At 67.4% G+C, this 15951-nt stretch carries 16 protein-coding genes; 5 read left to right on the top strand and 11 right to left on the bottom strand.

From position 1 onward, the window contains the following. Positions 1-3 precede the first annotated feature (3 nt). The 7 genes from AC1DYD_RS01675 to rfbB are packed head-to-tail and all read right to left on the bottom strand — an operon-like array spanning position 4 to position 6313. Complete coding sequence (locus AC1DYD_RS01675; protein ID WP_478170998.1) at positions 4-987, bottom strand: glycosyltransferase family 2 protein; 984 nt, start codon at positions 985-987, stop codon at positions 4-6. Beyond that, positions 984-1814, bottom strand: coding sequence for an NAD-dependent epimerase/dehydratase family protein (locus tag AC1DYD_RS01670; protein WP_478170997.1), 831 nt, complete (start codon positions 1812-1814; stop codon positions 984-986). The genes AC1DYD_RS01675 and AC1DYD_RS01670 overlap by 4 nt, the downstream gene beginning before the upstream one ends. Further along, positions 1811-2896: a CDP-glucose 4,6-dehydratase gene (rfbG, locus tag AC1DYD_RS01665; RefSeq protein ID WP_478170996.1), complete on the bottom strand. Its 1086-nt coding sequence runs from the start codon at positions 2894-2896 to the stop codon at positions 1811-1813. The genes AC1DYD_RS01670 and rfbG overlap by 4 nt, the downstream gene beginning before the upstream one ends. After that, the gene (gene rfbC, locus AC1DYD_RS01660) at positions 2893-3441 is read right to left on the bottom strand and encodes a dTDP-4-dehydrorhamnose 3,5-epimerase (protein WP_478170995.1); all 549 of its coding nucleotides are present in this window, start codon (positions 3439-3441) and stop codon (positions 2893-2895) included. The genes rfbG and rfbC overlap by 4 nt, the downstream gene beginning before the upstream one ends. Then, positions 3438-4325, bottom strand: a complete 888-nt coding sequence (gene rfbA / locus AC1DYD_RS01655) for a glucose-1-phosphate thymidylyltransferase RfbA (RefSeq protein ID WP_478170994.1) — start codon at positions 4323-4325, stop codon at positions 3438-3440. The genes rfbC and rfbA overlap by 4 nt, the downstream gene beginning before the upstream one ends. Positions 4326-4346: 21 nt before the next feature. After that, positions 4347-5237 carry a dTDP-4-dehydrorhamnose reductase gene (rfbD, locus tag AC1DYD_RS01650; RefSeq protein WP_478170993.1) on the bottom strand — a complete coding sequence of 297 codons (891 nt, stop codon included), beginning with the start codon at positions 5235-5237 and terminating at the stop codon, positions 4347-4349. Next, positions 5234-6313 (bottom strand): dTDP-glucose 4,6-dehydratase, encoded by a 1080-nt coding sequence (rfbB, locus tag AC1DYD_RS01645; protein ID WP_478170992.1) that lies wholly within the window; start codon positions 6311-6313, stop codon positions 5234-5236. Before rfbB ends, rfbD begins: the two co-directional genes overlap by 4 nt. A gap of 158 nt (positions 6314-6471) precedes the next feature. Here rfbB and AC1DYD_RS01640 point away from each other — a divergent pair, with 158 nt between their 5' ends. The 4 genes from AC1DYD_RS01640 to AC1DYD_RS01625 all read left to right on the top strand — a co-directional run bounded on the left by AC1DYD_RS01640 (position 6472) and on the right by AC1DYD_RS01625 (position 8906). Further along, a complete protein-coding gene (locus AC1DYD_RS01640) occupies positions 6472-6957 on the top strand; it encodes a phasin family protein (RefSeq protein WP_478170991.1) in 486 nt (161 codons plus the stop codon). Between the two features lie 117 nt (positions 6958-7074). Continuing rightward, positions 7075-7749 (top strand): TetR/AcrR family transcriptional regulator, encoded by a 675-nt coding sequence (locus AC1DYD_RS01635; protein ID WP_478170990.1) that lies wholly within the window; start codon positions 7075-7077, stop codon positions 7747-7749. Positions 7750-7764: 15 nt separating this feature from the next. Continuing rightward, positions 7765-8589 carry a hypothetical protein gene (locus tag AC1DYD_RS01630; protein ID WP_478170989.1) on the top strand — a complete coding sequence of 275 codons (825 nt, stop codon included), beginning with the start codon at positions 7765-7767 and terminating at the stop codon, positions 8587-8589. 62 nt (positions 8590-8651) lie between these two features. Next, positions 8652-8906: an acyl-CoA-binding protein gene (locus AC1DYD_RS01625; RefSeq protein ID WP_478170988.1), complete on the top strand. Its 255-nt coding sequence runs from the start codon at positions 8652-8654 to the stop codon at positions 8904-8906. Between the two features lie 36 nt (positions 8907-8942). On the opposite strand, the gene AC1DYD_RS01620 is transcribed toward AC1DYD_RS01625, so the two are convergent. Beyond that, positions 8943-10055 carry an aminopeptidase gene (locus tag AC1DYD_RS01620; RefSeq protein WP_478170987.1) on the bottom strand — a complete coding sequence of 371 codons (1113 nt, stop codon included), beginning with the start codon at positions 10053-10055 and terminating at the stop codon, positions 8943-8945. Beyond that, complete coding sequence (locus AC1DYD_RS01615; protein WP_478170986.1) at positions 10052-12112, bottom strand: molybdopterin-containing oxidoreductase family protein; 2061 nt, start codon at positions 12110-12112, stop codon at positions 10052-10054. Before AC1DYD_RS01615 ends, AC1DYD_RS01620 begins: the two co-directional genes overlap by 4 nt. 73 nt (positions 12113-12185) lie before the next feature. On the opposite strand from AC1DYD_RS01615, the gene AC1DYD_RS01610 reads away from it, so the two are divergent. Beyond that, on the top strand, positions 12186-13310 hold the full coding sequence (locus tag AC1DYD_RS01610; RefSeq protein ID WP_478170985.1) for an ABC transporter substrate-binding protein: 1125 nt from the start codon (positions 12186-12188) through the stop codon (positions 13308-13310). Positions 13311-13580: 270 nt separating this feature from the next. On the opposite strand, the gene AC1DYD_RS01605 is transcribed toward AC1DYD_RS01610, so the two are convergent. Together AC1DYD_RS01605 and AC1DYD_RS01600 are read right to left on the bottom strand one after the other, a co-directional pair. Next, entirely contained in the window at positions 13581-14678 is a 1098-nt protein-coding gene (locus tag AC1DYD_RS01605) for a M14 family metallopeptidase (RefSeq protein ID WP_478170984.1), read from the bottom strand. Next, complete coding sequence (locus AC1DYD_RS01600; RefSeq protein WP_478170983.1) at positions 14675-15889, bottom strand: M20 aminoacylase family protein; 1215 nt, start codon at positions 15887-15889, stop codon at positions 14675-14677. Before AC1DYD_RS01600 ends, AC1DYD_RS01605 begins: the two co-directional genes overlap by 4 nt. Positions 15890-15951 lie beyond the last annotated feature (62 nt).

Here is a 15951-nt window from a genome sequence, read left to right as displayed (position 1 = left end):
CAACTAGAGCTTGAGTTCGTCCGGTCGCATGTTGAGACTGCGCTCGACAATGGCGATCGGGTCGGATCGAAGTACACGGTATATCCGCAAGATGTATTCGCCAATGATGCCCAGCAGAAACGCATTGAGCCCGATGCCGAACAACACCATCACCTGGATGCTCACAAAACCACGCGGAAGATCAGGTTGAAGCAAACGCAGGGTCACGTAGTACAAGGCACCGATCAGGCTGCCCGCCAAGATCACAATGCCCAGGAACGATGCCATGCGAAGAGGCACCGTCGAATGATTGAATACCGCGGTCAGCCCGAGCCGCATCAGCCGCCTCACGTCGAACTTGCTCTCGCCTGCGGTCCTCGCGTCGCGGTCATAGACGATGCCGGTCTGGTTGAAACCGAGGCCGGCGATCATGCCGCGCAGGTAGGGGTTGGCCGTGCGGAACCTGGCGATGGCCTCGATCACCGCACGATCGACCAGCCGGAAGTCGCCGACGTCGCGCGGAATCGGATGCTCGCTGACCTTGTCGATCACCCAGTAGCCGCACTTGCGGATCAGGTTGAGCATCCAACCTTCGGGCCGCTTGCGCCGGATGCCGTAGACCACATGAAAGCCCTGCTGCCACAGCGCGAAGAACTGCTCCAGCATCTCCGGCGGATCCTGCAGGTCGGCATCGATCTGCATGACCGCGTCGCCCCGCGCATGAAGATAGTTGGCGAGGATCGAACTCTGGAAGCCGAAGTTGCGCGAGAAGCGCATCGCACGCACGCGCGGGTCGGCAGCAGCGAGCTTGACCAGCATTGGCCAGGTTTCGTCGTCCGAGTGGTTGTCGGTGAAGACAAATTCGATGTCGCAGCGGTCCCCCATGCGATCGGCCAGGGCCGCGAGCCGCGTATAGAGCATGTCGATATTGCCGGCCTCGTTGAGGACCGGGATCGCGATCGAAACAAGCGGTCGGCGCGTAGGCACCTGCGTGGAGTCGTCGTTCATTCTTGGTCTGGTGAATCAGCCAGCACGGCCTGTACGTAGGCCGTCACGCCCTGCAGCGTCGGACGGAATTGGACTTGTCTGATCGCAGGCGGGCGCTGCAGCACGGTCGCGTAGTTGTCGTCGGGCGGCTCGGGGCGCGCGCCGATGCGCAGCAGGTCGACGCGTTCCATCGAAGTGAAAACACGAATTGCCAGTTCGCGCAGCGTGCAGGGTTCGCCGTGGCTCAACGCCGTGACGCCGGTCGTGCCGGCTGCGAGCACGGCATGTATCGCGGCCACGTCGTCGTCCACATGGTGGTATTCGCGCAGCTGGCGGCCCGGGGACATCTCGAACGGGCGCCTTTCGCGCAGCGCGCTGCAGAGCTGGCCGAGGAACATGAAGGGTGCGGGCTCGCCGCCGCCGTAGAGCGTATGCAGCTGCAGGTGCATGACGGCGTCGCCCATCGCGGCGCGCTCTGCCGCGAGACGACCCAATTCGGCCTTGGCGGCGATGTAGGCATTGGGGTGTTCGAGCAGCCGCTCCATCACCGTGCCGAAGGTCACCACGCGCAGCCCCGCAGCGCAGGCGCCTTCGATGACCCGCGCTGGTAGTTCGACGTTGACACGGCGGTGCTCGGCGCGCGGCAGCGCCGGATCCAGCAGGCCGGCCACGACCAGCACCACCGACCCGGGCGCCGCGGCCTCGAAGAAGCGGCCGATCGATGCGCCTGCATCGCCTTGCCACCAGTTCTTGTAGACCTCGCGGTCCAGCGCAACGATCTCTTCCTGCGGGCGCGATGCGCAGAGCGCGCGCCCGAGCCTGCCGCGTCCACCTATCACGTAGATCATGCGGCGATGTCCTTGCGCCAGGCGTCGATCTGCCCGAGCGTGAACGCCTTCGCGGTGTCGGGCGCCGCGTAGTAGTTGCGATACCAGGCCGCCGTCTCTTGGATCACGCGTTGCGTATCCCAGGCGGGCTGCCAGCCGAGTAGGTTGCGCGCCAGCGAACTGTCGAGCGCGAGTGCGCCAGCCTCCGGCAGCGGGTTATCCATGAACTCCAGTCCCGGGCGCTGCCACTCGCTGCTCATGCGTTCGAGGACCTCGCGAACGGGGTAGTGCTTGAGTTCTTGCGGCCCGAGGTTCCACGCGCGCGCGAAATCCTGAGCCCGTGGCCCCAGCAGCTTCGCCATCAGCAGCAGATAGCCGTGCACCAGTGCCAGGACGTGCTGCCAGGGTCGCGTGGCTTCGGGATAGCGCAGCGTGAGCTGGGTGCCGTTGACCACGCTGCGCACGAAATCGGGAATGAGCCGGTCTTCCGACCAATCCCCGCCTCCGACGATGTTGCCGCCACGCGCGGTCGCGATGGCCGGCCCCTTGCCCTCGGCGAAAGGATAGGACGCCGCATAGCTCTGGATCACCATCTCGGCTGCCGCCTTCGAGGCGCTGTAGGGATCCTTGCCACCGAGCGGGTCGTTCTCGCGATACGGCCACGGCCATTCGTTGTTGCGGTAGACCTTGTCGGTGGTCACGCAGACCACGCCGCGCACGCTGCCCACGCTGCGCGCCGCTTCTAGCACGTGGGCCGTGCCCTGGGCGTTGACCTGGAAAGTCCAGAGCGGCTCGCGGTAGGAGCGCCGCACGAGCGGCTGCGCGGCCAGGTGCAGCACGAGTTCCGGCTCGAACTTGCGCATTGCATCCAGAAGCGGTTCGTACTCACAAATATCACCGAGCGTGCTGGCGTGCATCTCGGCTCCGACGCCCGCCGCGGCGAAGAGCGATGGCGCGGTGTCAGCGGGCAACGAGTAGCCCGCGACCTTGGCACCGAGCGATTGCAGCCAGAGGCAGGCCCATCCGCCGGTGAATCCGGTATGGCCCGTAACGAAGACTTTGCGGCCCTTGAGCGCCGCTTCGAATTCCTTCACCATTGTCATTCGAACAGCTCCGCGTCATCCAGCGTCGAAGCCTGCTGGTCTTTCGCCGACAACTGGGGCGCCACACCGGTGCCCGGCCACTGGATGCCGAGGCGCTGGTCGTCCCATCGGATCGCCCGCTCATGCGCCGGAGCGTAGTAGTCAGTCGTCTTGTACAAGAAATCCGCCGTCTCGCTCAAGACAAGGAAGGCATGCGCGAATCCTACAGGCACCCACAGCTGCTTGTGGTTCTCTTCGTTGAGTTCAACACCAACCCATTGGCCGAACGTCGGCGAAGACTTGCGGATATCGACCGCGACATCGAAAACGGCGCCGCGCACGACGCGGACCAACTTCCCTTGCGGCTGTTGAATCTGATAATGCAGGCCGCGCAGTACACCCCTGGCCGACCTTGAATGATTGTCCTGCACGAAGTCGACGTGTTTGCCGATCGCCTCGTCAAAAGCCTTCTGATTGAAGCTCTCGAAAAAGAAGCCCCGGACATCCCCGAACACCTTGGGTTCGATGATGAGCACCTCGGGGATTGCAGTCGGCGTGACTTTCACGAACGTACCTCGTCCATCAAAAGGTGGTTCAGATACTTGCCATAGCCGCTCTTCTCCAGCGGCGCGGCCAGCCTGGCGAGTTGCTCGCGGTCGATGAACCCATTGCGCCACGCGATCTCTTCCGGACACGCAATCTTGAGCCCCTGCCGATGTTCGAGCGTCGCGATGAACTGCCCGGCTTCGAGCAGACTCTCGTGCGTGCCGGTATCGAGCCAGGCGTAGCCGCGCTGCATGATCTGGACATTGAGCTGCCCGAGATCCAGATAAGCTTGGTTGACGGCAGTGATCTCCAGTTCCCCGCGCGCGCTCGGCTTGACCGCCTTGGCAATGTCGATGACATGGTTGTCGTAGAAATAGAGCCCGGTGACCGCATAGCTGCTCTTGGGCTTGGCAGGCTTTTCCTCGATGCTGCTGGCCTTCCCCTTCGCATCGAACGCCACCACGCCGTAGCGCTCCGGGTCATGCACGTGATAGGCGAACACCGTGGCGCCCGCGTCCTTCGCATCGGCATCCGCCAGCAGGTGGACGAGGTCATGCCCGTAGAAGATGTTGTCGCCCAGCACCAGCGCGCTCGGCGAGTTGCCGACAAACTTCTCGCCGATGATGAAGGCCTGCGCCAGGCCATCGGGGCTCGGTTGCACGGCGTACTGCAGGTTGATCCCCCACTGGCTGCCGTCGCCCAGCAACTGCTGGAAGCGCGGCGTGTCCTGCGGCGTGCTGATGATCAGGATGTCGCGCATGCCGCCGAGCATCAGCGTGCTCAACGGGTAATAGATCATCGGCTTGTCATAGACGGGCAGGAGCTGCTTGCTCATCGCCAGGGTGGCCGGATGGAGACGGGTGCCGGAGCCGCCGGCCAGGATGATGCCTTTGCGTTGGGTCATGTGTTCTTCTTTGTGCGTGGGTCAGAGCGTTTCTCGCAGCATGCGCGCGACGCCGGCTTGCCAGTCCGGCAGGCTCAGACCGAAGGTCGATTGAAGCTTGGCGGCGTTCAACCGGGAGTTGCGCGGCCGCGTCGCCGGTGTCGGAAAGGCAGTCGTCGGGACGGGATCGACCGACGCCGGCGTCGCCTTGAGTTCGACGCCCGCCTGCGCCGCCTGCGCGAGCACGAAGCGCGCGTAGCCGTGCCACGTCGTCTCGCCGCCAGCCACGACGTGATACAGGCCCGCTTTGTCAGGATCGCGCAGCGTGTCGCGGATCGCGTGCGCCGTGACATCGGCCAGCAGCTCGGCGCCTGTCGGCGCGCCGAACTGGTCATCGATCACGGTGAGACGCTCGCGCTCCTGCGCCAGGCGCAGCATGGTCTTGGCGAAATTGCCGCCACGTGCCGCGTAGACCCAGCTGGTGCGAAAGATCAAGTGCCGGGCACAGTGCTGCGCCACCAACTGCTCGCCTTCGAGCTTGGTGCGGCCATACACGCTGAGCGGCCCCGTCGGGTCGTCTTCCCGCCAGGGCTTGCTGCCGCTGCCGTCGAAGACATAGTCGGTCGAATAGTGGACCATCAGCGCGCCGATCTGCTGCGCTGCCTGCGCGACCACGCCCGGCGACGTCGCGTTGAGCTTGCGGGCGAGCTCGGGCTCGCTTTCGGCCTTGTCGACGGCTGTGTGGGCGGCGGCATTGACGATCACGTCTGGCCGCACCTTCAGCACCGTCTCGGCCAGTTGTTCGGGCCGGCTGAAGTCGGCATGCAGATCGGTGCTGTCGTGATGCAGCGCCACCAGCTCGCCCAGCGGCGCCAGGCTGCGCTGCAGCTCCCAACCCACCTGCCCGCCCTTGCCGAGCAGCAGCAGCTTCATGCCGCCGCCTTTGCGGGCGCAGCCTCGTACTGCTTCTGCACCCAGTCGCGGTAGGCCCCGCTTTGCACGTTGGCCACCCACTCGCCGTTGGCCAGGTACCACTCGACGGTCTTGCGGATGCCGCTGTCGAAGGTCTCGGCCGGCTTCCAGCCGAGTTCGCGTTCGAGCTTGCGCGCATCGATCGCGTAGCGGCGGTCATGGCCGGGGCGGTCGGTGACGTAGCTGATCTGCTCGCGGTAGCGCTTGCCGTCGGCGCGCGGACGCAGCGCGTCGAGCAGCGCGCAGACCGTGTTGACGATCTCGATGTTGGGCTTCTCGTTCCAGCCGCCGACGTTGTAGGTCTCGCCGAGCCGGCCCGCTTCGAGCACACGGCGGATCGCGCTGCAGTGGTCCTTGACGTAGAGCCAGTCGCGCACCTGCATGCCGTCGCCGTACACCGGCAGCGCCTTGCCGGCGAGCGCGTTGACGATCATCAGCGGGATCAGCTTCTCCGGGAAATGGAAGGGGCCGTAGTTGTTCGAGCAGTTGGTCGTCAGCACCGGCAGGCCGTAGGTGTGGTGCCAGGCGCGCACCAGATGGTCGCTGGCCGCCTTGCTGGCCGAGTACGGGCTGTTCGGCTCGTACTTGTTCTCTTCGGTGAAGGCCGGGTCGGTGGCCGAGAGCGACCCGTACACCTCGTCGGTCGAGACGTGCAGGAAGCGGAAGGCCGATTTCTGCTCCGCAGGCAGGGCACCCCAGTAGCCCCGGACCGACTCGAGCAGCCGGAAGGTGCCGAGCACATTGGTCTGGACGAAGTCTTCCGGCCCATGGATCGAACGGTCGACGTGCGACTCGGCGGCGAAGTTGACCACGGCACGCGGCTTGTGCTCGGCCAGCAGCCGGTCGACCAGGGCGCTGTCGCCGATGTCGCCCTGCACGAAGACGTGCCTCGGTTTGCCCTTGAGGGACGCCAGCGTCTCGAGGTTGCCGGCGTAAGTCAGCTTGTCCAGGTTGACCACGGCTTCGTCGCCTTGGGCAACCCAGTCGAGAACGAAATTGGCGCCGATGAAGCCGGCGCCGCCGGTAACCAGGATCATGGGGGTCCCTCTTTGTTCGAATGTCAAATGTCGCCTACCGGCGCTCGAACCGCGGATTATCCCATCCGGGGAATGTGTCAATTCGCAGCTAGAACCTAGGCTCTAACCTCGAAGCGGCAACCCGGGCTAGAGTCTCGGTGCAACCTCAAGGAACCCCCATGCCGACCGAAGACGACGACAAACCCGCCGACCGCATCAAGGATTCCGCCCAGCAGATCTGGCTGGCCGGCCTCGGTGCCTTCGCCAAGATGCAGCAGGAAGGCAGCAAGGCCTTCGAGGCGCTCGTGAAGGACGGCGCGGGCGTGCAGAAGAAGACCCAGCAGGCCGCCGAAGAAACGCTGGCGCAGGCGCAGGCGCGAATGGCCGGCTTCGCCAGCGAGTTCGGCAGCAAGGCCGCAGGCGGATGGGGCAAGCTGGAGAACATCTTCGAAGAGCGCGTCGCACGCGCCCTGGCGAAGCTCGGGGTGCCGTCGGCCCAGGAAGTCGCGGCATTGCAGGCCCGGGTGGAAGCGCTCGAAGCGCAACTGAAGCGCCGCAGCGGCGCGGCCGCGCCCCCGGCCGCCGCAGCGCGCAAGACCGCAGCGCGCAAGACCCCGGATGCGACCAAGCCTTCGCGGCGGCATCCGGCAGGCGGCGGCGGTTGACGCCTTCCTGATCCGAAGCGGCGCGTCCTGGCGCCGCCGTCGGCGGGCGCCGCCCCCTCCCCCGCGCCGGCGAACTTGCGCTAGAGTGGTCCCCACGAGACACACCGGGGCTACGACATGGCCAAGAAAGCGCCACGCCGCACTGCGCAACGCATCCTCGAAGCCGCACTTGAGCTGTTCAACCGGTTTGGGGAGCCGAACGTCTCGACCACGCTGATCGCCGGCGAGCTCGGCATCAGCCCCGGCAACCTCTACTACCACTACCCCGCCAAGGACGAGCTGATCAACCGGCTCTACCAAGGCTACGAGACCGAGCTGCTCGAACTGCTGCATGCCAGCGAAGGCGTGCACGACGTCGAGGACGCCTGGTTCTTCATGCACAGCCTGTTCGAGCTGATCTGGCGCTATCGCTTCCTCTACCGCGACCTGAACGACCTGCTGAGCAAGAACCGGCACCTCGAGGCCCAGTTCCAGATGGTGCTCAAGAACAAGGCCCGCGCCATCCGCGCCCTGATCGCCGGCCTGGGCCATGCCGGCCACCTGGACATCGATGCGCGCGAGGTCGACACGCTGGCGCAGAGCATGGTGGTGGTGCTGACCTACTGGCTCAGCTACGAATACGTGCGCAACCCGCGCGAGGCGCTGGAGCCCGGGCATGCCCAGGGCGCCCTGATGCGCGGCGCCCATCACACGCTGCACCTGCTGGCGCCCTATCTGGCCGTCGAGCAACGCCGGCATCTGCTGACCCTCAGCAGCGCGTATGCTGGCGAAGATCAATCCGCGACGGTCTGATATTTCATCCTTCGAATGAATCCACCCGAACCGATCTCGCTGCTGTCGCCCGAAGCTACGGAAGCCGCGGGGCAATGGACCCGGCTTCCCTACCGCGACGTGCCTCGCTTCAGCGCCTGCGACCTGCATCGGCATTGGGAGCGGCTGCATGCCGGCCAGGGCCTCCCGCCGCCCGCGCAGGGCCCGCTGGCCGAGGGCTGGGCGCTCTATCACAGCGGTGAATTCGAAGCGGCCGCGGCGCTTGGCCTGGCGCACGCCCCCCACGGCCTCGCGCTCGCCAACCAGGCGACCGCCATCTACGCCAATTACCTCGAGCCGCGGGAATCCGTGCGGCTGGCGTTGTTCAAGCAGGTGGCCGAACGCGCCACCGCGCAAATCGCGGCCGACCCCGACAACTGCCAGGCGCTCTATTGGCAGGCCTATGCGCTGGGGCGCTACAGCCAGGGCATCAGCGTGGCCCGGGCCCTGGCGCAGGGCCTGGGGACCAAGGTCAAGGCCGCGCTCGAGCACGTGATCGAGCTGCGGCCGCACCATGCCGATGCCCACATCGCACTGGCCGCCTTTCACGCCGAGGTGATCGACAAGGTCGGCTCGCTGGTGGCGCGCATGACCTACGGGGCGCGGGCCGACACCGCGGTGGCGCTGTTCGAGCGCGGGCTCCAGCTCAACCCCCATTCGGCCAGCGCGCTGATCGAATACGCCCGCGGCCTGCTGATGCTGCACGGCGATTCGCGCCTGGCCGAGGCCACCCGGCTCTACGAAAAGGCGGCCCACCTCGAACCGGCCGACGCCCGCGAGCGGCTCGATGTCGAACTGGCGCGAGCCGGGATGTCCGATTGACTTATCTCAACGACGCCGTCACTTAAGATGGCGCTTCGTTCCTCTTCACGCATCCGTCCTTCATGTCCGACCTGAACGCCCTGTTCGAATCCGCCCAAGCCAATTCCAAACTGCTCGCCGAGCGCCCCGACAACCCCACCCTGCTCAAGATCTACGGCCTGTTCAAGCAGGCCACGGCCGGCGACAACACCGAAAAGAAGCCCAGCTTCAGCGACATCGTGGCCCGCGCCAAGTGGGATGCCTGGACCGCGCGCAAGGGCTTGGCCGCCACCGAGGCGAAGCAGCAGTACATCGACCTGATCGAATCGTTGAGATAGGCTCGCCCCCAGGTTGGGCTCGCTGCGTGTAGTCGGTCAGCGAATCGCTGCAAGCGGTGAAGCGGTTGGGGCCGGTGATTTCAACGCTTGCCGGCGCTGCGATTTCGGCATCTCCGCCAGCCGCTTGACCGCCGCGTAGAAGCGCGGCCAGTCCTCGCCTTCGCGCTCGAACAGGGCCTCGAAGCCCGGCACCAGTTCGTCGTAGGCGGCCTGGGCGCCGAACATCGCGTTGTTGGCGCGCGCCACCCAGCCGTCGTAGGCGCCTTGGCGCGGGCCGGTCCAGCCGGCGCGCAGCAGCGCATAGCGCTGGCGGAAGTCGGCCATCACGGCGGCTTTTCCGGCATCGACCGCAGGCCAGTCCTGCGCCTTGGCTTCGGCCGCGTTGTAGACCGCGTCCAGTGCGCGCCGCGTGTCGGCCGTCAGCGCCCGGAACTGCTGGCGCCGGGCATCGAATTGCGCGTAGTCGAGCCGGGCCACCTCGCTCGCCCGGGTCTGCAGCCAGCGCGCGCCGCCGATGCGCTCCACGGCGGTGGCGAAGGACTCGTTGAACATGGTGTCGTCGGGCACGTACAGCACCTGGTGCGCCAGTTCGTGGAACACCAGGCGCGCCAGTTCGCCCTCCGGATAGCCGATGAAGGTCGACAGCAGCGGATCGCCGCCGGCCCAGTTCGTCCAGCCCAGGGTCGAGTAGGCCGGCACCGGGTAGACCGCGGCTTCCATGCCCTGCCGCTGCTGGACGGCGGCCTCGGCGCTGGCGGCCGCCTCGTCGTAATAGCCGCGGTAGCCGACGCAGCCCGCGACCGGGAAGCACCAGGTCTTGAGCGTCAGCGAGTGCGGCGGCGCGGCCACCACGTTCCAGATCGCGGCATTGCGGTGCAGATCGGCATACGACTTGTAGCTGGCGTTGTCGGGCAGGCCGAGTTCGGCCACCGCGAACTGGCGGATGCGCTGGGTGAGCGCCAGCTTGGCCTTGAGCGCCTCGGAGGTCGCAGGGTCTTCCAGCCATTCCGGCACCGGGCGGGCCGCCCGCATGAGGCCCAGGTGGCCGCTGGCCGATTGCCAGTAGTAGCCGAGGTCGGCGCAGCCCGCCAGCAGCGCGGCGGCCGCGAGCACCGCCAGCGCCGCCGCACCGCGCCGGCCGAGCCTCATGACGCGACCGGTTCGGTGACGGCTTCGACCTCGACCAGGCAGTCGTAGAAGGTCGGTCCGCGACCGATGTCCGTCAGCCGCTGGCTGGTGAGCTGGTTGACGTTGGTGCCGTCCAGGCCGAGCTTGCGCCACCAGATGCCCAGGCCGTGCACCACGCCCGGCCGGGCACGGCGCGAGATCTCGGCGCGGCAGCGGTGCTCGCCACGCTGGTTGAAGACGCGCACCGTGGCGCCGTCGGCAATGCCGCGCGCCGCCGCGTCGGCCGCGTGGATCTCGAGCAGCGGCTCGCCCTCGATCGCGCGCAGGCTGCGCACGTTGACGAAAGTCGAGTTGAGGAAGTTGCGCGCCGGCGGCGAGATCATGGCCAGGGGGAAGGCGGTCGAACTGCCGGCCGGCTCGTAGTTGGGCAGGTGGTCTGGCAGGCCGTCCTGGCCCATCGCCGCCAGCCGCTCGCTGAAGAATTCGCAGCGTCCGGAGGGCGTCGGGAAGTTGCCTTCTGCATAAGGCGCATCGGGCAGCTTCAGCGTCGCGAAGCCCTGCGCCTGCAGCGCGCCGAAATCGACCACGTCGGCGGCGAAGGCGCTGCGGCAGATCGTCTCGTCGTCGTCGCTGAAGCAGGGCTCGTCGAAGCCCATGCGCCGCGCCAGTTCGCGAAACACCCAGGTGTTGCTGCGGGCCTGGCCGCGCGGCGCGATGGCCGGCCGGTTCAACAGGATGTCGGTGTGGCCATAGCTGGCGTGGATGTCCCAATGCTCGAGCTGCGTGGTGGCCGGCAACACGTAGTCGGCATAGTCCGCCGTGTCGGTCTGGAACTGCTCGAGCACCACGGTGAACAGGTCTTCGCGCGCGAAGCCCGCCACCACCTTGCCCGATTCGGGTGCCACCGCCACCGGGTTGCTGTTGTAGACGATCAGGGCCTCGATCGGGTTCGCGGTGTCGGCCAGCGCATCGCCGATCGCGCTCATGTTGATGGTGCGCGGGCGGCGCCCCGCCAGCAGGTCGGGCCGCTGCAGGGCCGCGCGGTCGACGGGGAAATGGCCCGAGCTGCTCAGCAGCAGGCCGCCTGCGCGCTCCCGCCAGGCGCCGACCAGCGCCGGCAGGCAGGCCACGGCGCGCGCCGCGTTGCCGCCRCCGCGCACGCGCTGCATGCCGTAGTTGAGCCGGATCGCGGCCGGCCTGGTCGTGCCGTAGGCCTGCGCCAGCGCCACGATCTGCGCCTCGGGCACGCGGCACACCGCGGCCGCACGGGCCGGCGGCCACTGGAGCGCGCGCTCGCGCAGCTTGTCCCAGCCGACGGTATGGCGCTCGATGTAGCCGTGATCGAGCCAGTCATGGACGATCAGCTCGTGCATCAGCGCCAGCGCCAGCGCGGCATCGGTGCCGGGCAGCAGCGCCACGTGCTCGTCGCACTTGTCGGCGGTCTCGGTCTTGCGCGGGTCGATGCACACCAGCCGCGCGCCGGCGCGCTTGGCGGCCTGGGCGTGGCGCCAGAAGTGCAGGTTGCTCGCGATCGAGTTGCTGCCCCAGATCAGGATCAGCCTGGCCTCGGCGAAAAACTCGACCCGCATGCCCACCTTGCCGCCCAGCGTAAGACTTAGGGCTTCACCACCAGCGGTCGAGCAGATCGTGCGGTCCAGCAGCGACGCGCCGAGCTTGTGGAAAAAACGACGGTCCATCGATTCGCCCTGCACAAGACCCATCGTTCCGGCGTAACTGTAGGGGAGAATCCTTTCGGGATTGTTACCTTTCAACACATCGAGGCGGGAAGCGATGTCGTCGAGCGCCGCGTCCCAGCTCACCGGCTCGAAGCGGCCGCTGCCCTTGGGACCGGCGCGCTTCATCGGCTGGACGAGGCGCTCGGGATGGTCGTTGCGCTCGATGTAGCGCGAGACCTTGGTGCAGAGCACGCCGGCGGTATGCCGGTGGTCGGGATTGCCTTGCAGCTTGACGGCGACGCCGTCCTGCACGGTGGTGACGAAGGCGCAGGTGTCGGGGCAGTCGTGCGGGCAGGCGCCGAGCACCTGGGTCACGGCGTGGGAGGGAGTGGGGGAAGTCATGATTCGACCTGGGCGAAGACCAACCGGCGAGTCTAGTTTGTACACAGCGAACACGCGCAAAGGGGTTTTCACGATGATCAACCGCAGGCACTTTTCGATCGCCACCGGCGCCGCGGCGCTGGCCGGCTTCCAGATGGCGCGGGCGCAGAGCGAGACGCCGATCATCCTCGGCCAGTCCGCCCCGTTCACCGGGCCGGCCGCGCAGCTGGGCATCCAGTTCTACGAAGGCGCCAAGCTCTACCTCGACCAGTACAACGCGCAGCCGGGCCATCGCGACGTGCAGATCAAGTTCCTGGACGACGGCTACGAGCCCGACCGCTGCGCGGCCAACACCAAAAAGCTGATCGACGAGGAGGCCTTCGCGCTGTTCGGCTACATCGGCACGCCGACCAGCCTGGCGGCGCTGCCGCTGGCGGTCAGCGCGAGGGTGCCGTTCATCGCCCCCTTCACCGGCGCGATGGCGTTGCGCGAGCCCTTCCACAAGAACGTCTTCCACCTGCGCGCCTCGTACAACGACGAGACCGCGCTGATCGTCAAGCAGCTCACCCACCTGGGCCTCAAGAAGATCGCGGTCTTCTACCAGAACGACGCCTACGGCAGGGCCGGCCTCGACGGCGTGACCCTGGCGCTGGCGCAGCTCGACCTGAAGCCGACCGCGCTCGCCACGGTCGAGCGCAACTCGGTGGACGTCGCCGCCGCGGTGAAGGCCATCGCCGCCGCGAAGCCCGACGCCGTGGTCCAGGTCAGCGCCTACAAGTCATGCGCCGCCTTCATTCGCGAGGCCCGCAAGGCGGGGTATGGCGGCACCTTCTTCAACGTGTCCTTCGTCGGCACGCAGGCGCTGTCGGACGAACTCGGCAAGGACGGCGCCGGCGTGGTCGTGACCCAGGTCGTGCCCTCGCCCTACAACGCGGCCAACGGCATCACGCGCGAGTTCAACGACGCGCAGCGCAAGAGCGGCGGCGCCACCAAGGCCAACTTCTCGAGCCTGGAAGGCTATATCGCGGCCAAGGTGCTGGTCGAGGGCTTGCGCCGGGCGCCGGGCAAGGCGACGCGCGAGGGCCTGATCGCGGGTCTCGAGAGCATCGACCGGCAGCAGTTCGGCGGCTTCGAGGTCTCGTTCTCGCCGCGCAACCACGTGGCATCGAAGTTCGTCGAACTGTCGATGATCACGGGCGACGGGCGAATTCGCACTTAGCTCGCCCCCAGGTTGCCCGGCACTTCGTGTCCGGGCGCCCACCCCCTACCGGGGGCGCAGTCAGCGGCCCGGCGAAGCCGGTTCCGCGACTGCCCACGAACGGGCCTGGCTGCGCCGGCCGAGAAAGAGGAGCAGCGCCGGTTTTCACGGCCGGCGCAGCCAGGCCCGTTGGTGAAACACCGCGGAACCGGCTTCGCCGGGCCGCTGGTGTTGCCCCCGGTAGGGGGTGGGAGGGCTACACGCAGTGAGCCCGACCTGGGGGCGAGCCCATTACCTCGGGGAGAGCCCATCTACCGCTTGGAACATGGCTTGGCGCGCCTGGCTGATGATCTGGCCGCGCCAGGCATCGGTGTCGGTGTAGAAGGCGTCCAGCATCCCGGCCCGGATCGCCGCCGCGCGTTCGGGCGGCGCTTCCGGATGCTTGTGCAGCCAGTGATCGGCCCGCAGCGCGCCCACCACCTCCACGATGGGCACGGTGCCGTACTCCAGCGCGATACCGGTGTACTCGGCCTGCGGGCATTCCTCGTAGATCGAGTTGCACATCAGGCCGGTCAGGAAGGCCGAGGTCGACGAACCGTCGTAGATCGAGGTCACCGGCGCGGCCGGCGTGCCCCACCACGCGTTGGCGCGCGCATAGGCGGCCTGGTCGTCGCGGCAGGAGAAGATCCGCTCCCCGAGCCCGTTGGGGCCCAGACCCGTGTGGAGATCGATCCAGGCGACCTGGCGCGCCGCCTGCACCTGCGTGCGCAGCACCTCGCGCAAGGTGCGATTGCTCCAGGTCGGCGCCTGGCCGCCGAAGAACAGGCCATCCTCGAACTGGTACTGGCCGCGGGTCACGGCGGCCTGGTAGGCGCCGGCGCCGTTGTTCTCGATCCAGGCCGCGATCGCGGCCTCGTTGGCCTCGGTCGGCGGCCACTGCGCGGGCAGCAGCAGCGCATGCAACTGGGCGTACGCCTCGTTCACCGGCAGCGGTTCGGCGAAATCGAAGAAGTTGCGGTTCAGGTCGCAGTGCTCGTTCGTCACGCGGCGGCCATGCGAGAAACCGTGCGGATTGAGCGCATGCACGTACAGCACGGCCACGCCCTGCGCGCGCGCCTTCTCGCGCCATTCGGCATCGTGCAGCGCGAACACCTGCACGCCGCTGCCGCAATGGCCTTCGACGCCATGGCAGGCACTGGTGACGATCAGCATGCGCTCGGCCTGTGGGTCGCCATCGAGCGCGACGTCCATCGCGAGTTCCTCGCCATCGCGGCCCTTGAGCGGATGGACACGGGAGCGCACTTCGAGCCCGGCACCGGCGCAGCCCTGCAGGAATTTCTGGCGCGCCTGGGCATAGCGCGGCGAGAAGGCTTCGCCGACGCCGATCATGCCGCGGCCCCTTCCGACAGCTTCGGGCCGTTGAGGAACTGTTCGGCCAGCTGCACCCAGCAGGTGGCGCCGAGTGGAATCAGGTCGTCGTTGAAGTCGTAGCTCGCGTTGTGCAGCATGCAGGGGCCGCCGCCGTGGTGCACGGCGCGGTGGCTGCCGTCGCCGTTGCCGATGAAGGCGTAGGCGCCGGGCTTGGCCAGCAGCATGAAGGCGAAGTCCTCGGCCGTCATCGCCGGCTCCTGCACCAGCACGTTGTCCTCGCCGACGATGCCCGCCATCACGCGGCGCGCGAAGTTGGCTTCAGCCGCGGAATTGAGGGTCGGCGGGTAGTTGCGATGGAAGTGGAAGTCGCACTGCGCCTCGTGGGCCGCGCAGATGTGCTCGGCGATGGTCTTCATGCGGGCCTCGATCAGGTCCAGCACCTCGAGCGAGAAGGTGCGCACCGTGCCCTTGAGCTCGCAGCTGTCCGGGATCACGTTGCTGGCCTCGCCGCCATGGATCATCGTGACCGAGATCACGCCGGCATCGGTCGGCTTCTTGTTGCGCGTGAGGATGGTCTGGAAGGCCTGCACCATCTCGCAGGCCACCGGCACCGGATCGATGCCGGTGTGCGGCAGCGCGGCATGGCCGCCCTTGCCCGTGATCCTGATCTTGAACTCGTTGCTCGACGCCATGGCCGGCCCGGGGCTGACCGCGAACTGTCCGGCCTTCATGCCGGGCCAGTTGTGCATGCCGAACACGGCTTCCATCGGGAACTGCTCGAACAGGCCGTCCTTGACCATCTCGCGGGCGCCGCCGCCGCCCTCCTCCGCAGGCTGGAAGATCAGGTAGACCGTGCCGTCGAAGTTGCGGTGCTTCGCCAGGTGCTGCGCCGCCGCCAGCAGCATGGCCGTGTGGCCGTCGTGGCCGCAGGCGTGCATCTTGCCGGGGTGCTTGCTGGCGTGCGCGAAGGTGTTGAGCTCGGTGACCGGCAGCGCGTCCATGTCGGCGCGCAGGCCGACAGCCCGGGCGCTGCTGCCGTTCTTGACGATGCCCACCACGCCGGTGGTGCCGAGCCCGCGGTGGATCGGGATCCCCCATTCGGTCAGCTTGGCCGCCACCACGTCGGCGGTACGGACTTCTTCGAAACAGAGTTCGGGATGGGCGTGGAGATCGCGTCGGACCGCGGCGATGCCGGCCGCCTGGGTGACCAGGGAATCGATGAGTTTCATGGACACGAGTCTAGACTTTGCGGATGGAGCCCGCAAAGATCGTGCCGCGTGGGGCCGCGCGA

The organism is Variovorax sp. P4_B11, assembly GCF_056402355.1.
The sequence above is the reverse complement of the archived record's forward strand: the minus strand, read 5'-3'. Positions and strand labels throughout refer to the sequence as shown.